Origin of the sequence: Kitasatospora sp. NPDC059571 (genome assembly GCF_042735675.1) — a bacterium.
GTDB lineage: Bacteria > Actinomycetota > Actinomycetes > Streptomycetales > Streptomycetaceae > Kitasatospora.
The window spans coordinates 1-5,964 of sequence record NZ_JBHWBW010000103.1 but is presented as its reverse complement, the minus strand read 5'-3'; the positions used below and the strand labels follow the sequence as shown (position 1 = coordinate 5,964).

Sequence of the window (5,964 nt, the reverse complement as noted above, 5' to 3'; positions counted from 1 at the left end):
CACCCACCCATCCGCAGCCACGCACGTCCGGCCCGGCCGGACACGCCCCGAAAGGACCCTGCCCATGCGCAAGGGGCTCCTGTTCGCCACCGCCGCCATGTCTGCGGCCCTGCTCACCACCCTCACCGCCTGCGGCTCGTCGGGCTCCGACACCGGTTCGGCGGGCGGCCGGAAGCCGAAGATCGGCGTGATCCTGCCGGACAGCAAGTCGTCCGTCCGCTGGGAGACCGCCGACCGCACCTACCTCGCCGCCGCCTTCAAGGCCGCCGGTGTCGACTACGACATCCAGAACGCCGAGGGCGACAAGCAGGCGTTCCAGACCATCGCCGACCAGATGATCACCAGCGGGGTGAACGTGCTGGTCATCGTCAACCTGGACAGCGGAACCGGCAAGGCCGTCCTCGACAAGGCCAAGGCCCAGGGAGTGGCCACCATCGACTACGACCGCCTCACCCTCGGCGGATCCGCCCAGTACTACGTCAGCTTCGACAACACCCAGGTCGGCAAGCTCCAGGGACAGGGCCTGACGAAGTGCCTGGCCGACACGGGCGCCAAGAACCCCGTCGTCGCCGAACTCAACGGCTCGCCGACGGACAACAACGCCACCCTGTTCGCCAACGGCTACAACAGCGTGCTGGACCCGCTGTACGCCTCCGGCGAGTACACCAAGGGCCCCAACCAGTCGGTGCCCGACTGGGACAACGCCCAGGCCCAGACCATCTTCGAGCAGATGTACACCAGCCGGCCGAACGTCGCCGGGGTGCTCGCGGCCAACGACGGCCTGGCGAACTCGGCCATCGCCGTGCTCCGCAAGAACCACCGCAACGGACAGGTCCCGATCACCGGTCAGGACGCCACCGTCCAGGGCCTGCAGAACATCCTGGCGGGCGACCAGTGCATGACCGTCTACAAGGCGGTGAAGAAGGAGGCCGACGCGGCGTCGGCCCTCGCGGTCGAGCTGGCCGCCGGCAAGAAGAGCCAGACCACCGCCACCGTCAACGACCCGACGGGCAAGCGTGACGTCCCGGCGGTGCTGCTGGCCCCGGAGGCCATCACCAAGAGCAACATCCAGGACGTCATCACCGACGGCTACGTCACCAAGGCGCAGCTGTGCACCGGCGAGTACGAGGCGCTGTGCACGAAGGCCGGAATCAAGTAGGCGCCCCGCGTCGGGCCGTCGGCCCCGCGCCCGGCCGCTGCCAGTGGGGCCCCGGCCCCCCCGGGGCCGGGGCCCCCCCCCCCGGCGCCCGTGCGCGCCGGCGGCCCGCGCCGGGACCGCCGCGGGGCGGCACCGGCGTGTCCGTGGCCGGCAGTCCGTCCGCCCGGGGCGGTGGAGCCCGGCCGAGCAGGGCGGGCCTTGCCAAATCCGCGCAGGATCCCGCACACTCGATTACCGACCGAATGGTCGGTCGGCAGAAGGGGTCGGTACCGATGACCACCACGACACACCACCGGGCCACGGGTGGTGGCGAGTCGCAGCTCCAGGAGCACTTCGACGCCACCATCGGCGCCGACCAGCGGATCGAGCCCCGCGACTGGATGCCGGAGGCCTACCGCAACACGCTGATCCGCCAGATCGCGCAGCACGCCCACTCGGAGATCATCGGCATGCAGCCCGAGGGCGACTGGATCACCCGCGCGCCGTCGCTGCGCCGCAAGGCGACCCTCTTCGCCAAGGTCCAGGACGAGGCCGGCCACGGCCTGTACCTGTACTCGGCGGCCGAGACCCTGGGCGCCGACCGCGACGAGCTGACCGGCAAGCTGATCGAGGGGCGGCAGAAGTACTCCTCCATCTTCAACTACCCGTCGCAGTCGTTCGCCGACGTCGGCGTCATCGGCTGGTTCGTCGACGGCGCCGCGATCTGCAACCAGGTCCCGCTGTGCCGGACCTCCTACGGCCCGTACGCCCGGGCCATGGTGCGGGTCTGCAAGGAGGAGTCCTTCCACCAGCGGCAGGGCTACGAACTCCTGCTGACCATGATGCGCGGCACCGACGCCCAGCGGCAGATGGTGCAGGACGCGGTGGACCGCTGGTGGTGGCCGTCGCTGATGATGTTCGGCCCGACGGACGACAACTCGCCCAACTCGGCCCGGTCCATGGCCTGGAAGATCAAGCGGCACAGCAACGACGAGCTGCGCCAGCGCTTCGTGGACATGACCGTCCCCCAGGCGGAGAAGCTCGGCGTCACCCTGCCCGACCCCGAACTGCGCTGGAACGCCGAGCGCGGCCACCACGACTTCGGCACCCCCGACTGGGCCGAGCTCCAGCGGGTCATCGCCGGCGACGGGCCGTGCAACACCGAGCGGGTCGCCCGCCGCCGGGCGGCCCACGAAGAGGGCGCCTGGGTGCGGGCGGCAGCCACCGCCCACGCGGCCAAGCAGGCCGCCCGCGAGAGCGAGAACGGAGAGGCAGCATGAGCGAGAACCGCGGCGCATGGCCGCTGTACGAGGTCTTCGTGCGCGGCAGGCGCGGCCTGAACCACGTCCACGTGGGGTCGCTGCGCGCCGCCGACCGGCGGATGGCGCTCACCCACGCCCGGGACCTCTACACCCGGCGGAACGAGGGCGTGAGCATCTGGGTGGTGCGCGCGGAGGACATCGGCGCCTCGGCGCCGGACGAGAAGGACCCGTTCTTCGAGCCCAGCGCGGACAAGGTGTACCGCCACCCCACCTTCTACGACATCCCCGAGGACGTCCCGCACATCTAGGAGCTGTCTTCCCAGGGCATTCGGGTGGTCGATTCAGGGGCGGGTGGGGGCACCTCCCGGCCGAAGGCTGGGGGAGAACTGCGCAATTCGGATGCGGGCCACCGTGCGGACCAGGGGTGCGCCGGATTCGTCAGGAGCACCACTCCCGGACTGCGCAGTTCCCCGCGCCCCTATGTGGCATCCGTACGCCTTTGAAGACTTCACATCCACCGCCCGCACATCGAGGGCCCGCACATCCGAGGAACGCGCCATGAACGAGCACAGCGAGCCCGCCGGGGAGGGCACATGAACGAGGACCACGGCCTGTCCCTGGCCGACGGCGACACCGATGCCCGCTGGGCGTTCGGCACCGGGTTCACCGACCCGCTGCACGGTGTGGCCACCGCCGTACCGGACGGCGTCGACGCCGCGGCCCTGGCCGCCCACTGCCTGGCCCTCGCCGACGACGCCCTGGTGTCCGCCCAGCGGCTGGGGGAGTGGTGCACCCGCGCCCCCGAGCTGGAGGAGGAGGTCGCCCTGGCCAACATCGGCCTCGACCTGCTCGGCCAGGCCCGGCTGCTGTACACCCGGGCCGGCCAGGCGGAGGGGAGCGGCCGGAGCGAGGACGACCTCGCCTACTTCCGCGACCCGTCGGACTTCCGCAACGTGCGGCTCGTCGAACTGCCCAACGGCGACTTCGCCTTCTCGATGGCCCGGCTGCTGGTGTTCGCCACCTGGCGTCTGGCGCTCTTCGAGCGGCTGGCCGGCTCCCCCGATCCGGTGCTCGCGGCCGTCGCCGCGAAGGGCGTCAAGGAACTGACGTACCACCGCCAGTACGCCGCGGACTGGGTCGTGCGCCTCGGCGACGGCACCGAGGAGTCCCACCGCCGGATGCAGCAGGGCCTGGACGAGGTGGCGCCGTACCTGGGCGAACTCCTCACCGGGCACACCGGCTTCGGCGTCGATCCGGCGCAGGTCGAGGACGAGGTGACGGCGGTGCTCCGCCAGGTCGCCGAGGCGGCCCGCCTCACCCTCCGGGAGGCCGTACCGCTGCCCGGCTCGGGCCGCGAGGGCGACCGCACCGAACACCTGGCCCCGCTCCTGGCCGAGCTGCAGGGTGTGGCCCGCGCCCACCCCGGGGCGGTGTGGTGACCGTGGCGGCCGAGCGGCAGGACGGACTCGCCCTGGCCCGGGCCCGCCGGGCGGCGAGCGAGGTCACCGATCCCGAGCTGCCCATGCTCACCCTCGCCGACCTCGGCGTGCTGTGCGGCGTCGAGGTCGACCGGGACGGCACGGTGATCGCCACCCTCACCCCCACCTACTCCGGCTGCCCGGCCATCGCCGAGATGCGGGCCGACACGGCCAGGCACCTGCAGGAGGCGGGCTTCGCGAAGGTCGAGATCCGCACCGTCCTGGACCCGCCGTGGACGACGGACTGGATCACCGACGAGGGCCGCCGCAAGCTCGCCGAGCACGGCATCGCACCGCCCGGCCCGGCGCCGCGACGGACCGCCGGCCCGGTGCTGCTGGGCCTGTCCGCCACCCGGCTGGCCGTGCCCTGCCCGCAGTGCGGCTCGGCGGACACCGAGGAGACCTCCCGCTTCGCCGCCACCTCGTGCCGGTCGCTCCGGCGCTGCCGCGCCTGCCTGGAACCGTTCGAGCAGTTCAAGGAGATCTGATGGACCCGACCACCGCCCAGGTCCCGGCCGGCCGGGCCCGCCGCCGCCCGGGCTTCCACACCCTGCGCGTCGCCGCGGTCGAGCCGCTCTGCGAGGACGCCGCCGCGGTCGCCTTCGAGGTCCCCGCCGACCTGGCCGAGGAGTTCGCCTTCGCTCCCGGCCAGTCCCTGACGCTGCGCCGGGAGGTGGAGGGCCGCGACGAGCGCCGCTCGTACTCGATCTGCTCGCCCGCGGGCGGTGCGCCGCGGATCGGTGTGCGCGTGGTGCCCGGCGGGCTGTTCTCCTCCTGGCTGGTCGACGAGGTCCGCGCCGGGGACACCGTGGAGGTGATGGCGCCGGTCGGCTCCTTCACCCCCGACCTGGCCACCCCCGGGCACCACGTCCTGATCGCGGCCGGCTCCGGCATCACCCCGATGCTCTCCATCGCGGGGTCCGTCCTGGCCGCCGACCCGGAGAGCCGGGTCACCCTGTTCTACGGCAACCGGCGCACCGACACCGTGATGTTCGCCGACGAGCTCGCCGACCTGAAGGACCGCCACCCGGCCCGGTTCCAGCTCGCCCACGTCCTGTCCCGGGAACCGCGCGAGGCGGAGCTGCTCTCCGGCCGGCTCGACTCCGGCCGGCTTGCCGCGCTCATCTCCGCCCTCGTCGACGTCCGGGACGCCGACCACTGGTGGCTGTGCGGCCCGCACGGCATGGTGCGCGACGCCCAGCAGGTGCTGGCCGACGCCGGAGTCCCGGAGGACCGGGTCCACCAGGAGCTGTTCTTCGCCGACGACGTGCCGGTCCGTCGCGAGGACGAGGCCGCCTTCGACGGCCCGGCCAGCCAGGTCACCCTCACCCTGGACGGCCGCTCCACCACCTCCGCCCTCCCGCGCGATCGCAGCATCCTCGACGGTGCCCAGCGGGCCCGCCCCGACCTTCCGTTCGCCTGCAAGGGCGGTGTCTGCGGCACCTGCCGGGCGCTGGTCACGGACGGCGAGGCGGACATGCGCCGCAACTTCGCCCTCGAACCGGCCGAGGTCGACGCGGGCTACGTCCTGACCTGCCAGACCTTCCCCGTCTCCGAGAACCTGACTGTCGACTTCGACCGGTGAGGCCGCCGCCCGCGGCCGCGAGGCCCGCGGCGGCGGGCCGGCTCAGCGCCCGGAGCGCAGCCACTCGGCGAGCGCGGTCAGGCCCTCCTCCGGGTGGGCGCGCCCGATGCCGATGCGGAACCGGTCGGCGGGCGTCGGGGTGAGCTCGGAGCGGTAGATGCCGGCCGGCAGCAGCAGGACGCCGGCCTCCTCCACCAGCCGGGTGCAGAACTCCTCGACGCCCTCCGCCCCGAGGTAGCGGGGGTAGGCGACGCACCCGCCGTCCGGGGCCTGCCAGGAGAACAGGTCGGGGTACTCGGCGAAGAACGCGTCGAAGAGCGGCAGGTTCCCGGCGATCAGGGCGCGGTTGCGGGCCAGGATCGTGTCGCGCGCCTTGAGCGCGATCCGGGCCAGCACCTCGGAGGGGGCGGAGTTGCAGATGGTGGTGTAGTGCTTGGCGCGCTCCAGCCGGGCCAGCAGGACGTTCAGCGCCAGGGTGAGTCCCGGGGGCGTATAGCCATC

General features: G+C 72.8%; 6 protein-coding genes and 1 pseudogene. 6 read left to right on the top strand and 1 reads right to left on the bottom strand.

The window, feature by feature from the left end:
* Nucleotides 1–64 precede the first annotated feature (64 nt).
* The 6 genes from ACFV0G_RS14730 (at nucleotide 65) to paaE (ending at nucleotide 5,463) form a co-directional block, all read left to right on the top strand.
* The gene (locus tag ACFV0G_RS14730; RefSeq protein WP_380546543.1) at nucleotides 65–1,159 is read left to right on the top strand and encodes a sugar ABC transporter substrate-binding protein; all 1,095 of its coding nucleotides are present in this window, start codon (nucleotides 65–67) and stop codon (nucleotides 1,157–1,159) included.
* Nucleotides 1,160–1,431: 272 nt separating this feature from the next.
* Nucleotides 1,432–2,418, top strand: coding sequence for a 1,2-phenylacetyl-CoA epoxidase subunit PaaA (gene paaA / locus ACFV0G_RS14725; protein WP_380546540.1), 987 nt, complete (start codon nucleotides 1,432–1,434; stop codon nucleotides 2,416–2,418).
* Nucleotides 2,415–2,708, top strand: a complete 294-nt coding sequence (paaB, locus tag ACFV0G_RS14720) for a 1,2-phenylacetyl-CoA epoxidase subunit PaaB (protein ID WP_380546538.1) — start codon at nucleotides 2,415–2,417, stop codon at nucleotides 2,706–2,708. Before paaA ends, paaB begins: the two co-directional genes overlap by 4 nt.
* Nucleotides 2,709–2,993: 285 nt before the next feature.
* A complete protein-coding gene (paaC, locus tag ACFV0G_RS14715; RefSeq protein ID WP_380546536.1) occupies nucleotides 2,994–3,839 on the top strand; it encodes a 1,2-phenylacetyl-CoA epoxidase subunit PaaC in 846 nt (281 codons plus the stop codon).
* A gap of 83 nt (nucleotides 3,840–3,922) precedes the next feature.
* On the top strand, nucleotides 3,923–4,366 hold the full coding sequence (paaD, locus tag ACFV0G_RS14710) for a 1,2-phenylacetyl-CoA epoxidase subunit PaaD (protein WP_380546569.1): 444 nt from the start codon (nucleotides 3,923–3,925) through the stop codon (nucleotides 4,364–4,366).
* Nucleotides 4,366–5,463: a 1,2-phenylacetyl-CoA epoxidase subunit PaaE gene (paaE, locus tag ACFV0G_RS14705; RefSeq protein ID WP_380546534.1), complete on the top strand. Its 1,098-nt coding sequence runs from the start codon at nucleotides 4,366–4,368 to the stop codon at nucleotides 5,461–5,463. Before paaD ends, paaE begins: the two co-directional genes overlap by 1 nt.
* Nucleotides 5,464–5,505: 42 nt before the next feature.
* On the opposite strand, the pseudogene ACFV0G_RS14700 reads toward paaE, so the two are convergent.
* Nucleotides 5,506–5,964 (bottom strand): annotated as a pseudogene (locus ACFV0G_RS14700) (aminotransferase); the annotation flags it as partial.

What these genes read in the sequence shown, in the direction of transcription:
- ACFV0G_RS14730 (WP_380546543.1), top strand. Translation starts at nt 65, where the DNA reads ATGCGCAAGGGGCTCCTGTTCGCCACCGCCGCCATGTCTGCGGCCCTG.
- paaA (WP_380546540.1), top strand. Translation starts at nt 1,432, where the DNA reads ATGACCACCACGACACACCACCGGGCCACGGGTGGTGGCGAGTCGCAG.
- paaB (WP_380546538.1), top strand. Translation starts at nt 2,415, where the DNA reads ATGAGCGAGAACCGCGGCGCATGGCCGCTGTACGAGGTCTTCGTGCGC.
- paaC (WP_380546536.1), top strand. Translation starts at nt 2,994, where the DNA reads ATGAACGAGGACCACGGCCTGTCCCTGGCCGACGGCGACACCGATGCC.
- paaD (WP_380546569.1), top strand. Translation starts at nt 3,923, where the DNA reads ATGCTCACCCTCGCCGACCTCGGCGTGCTGTGCGGCGTCGAGGTCGAC.
- paaE (WP_380546534.1), top strand. Translation starts at nt 4,366, where the DNA reads ATGGACCCGACCACCGCCCAGGTCCCGGCCGGCCGGGCCCGCCGCCGC.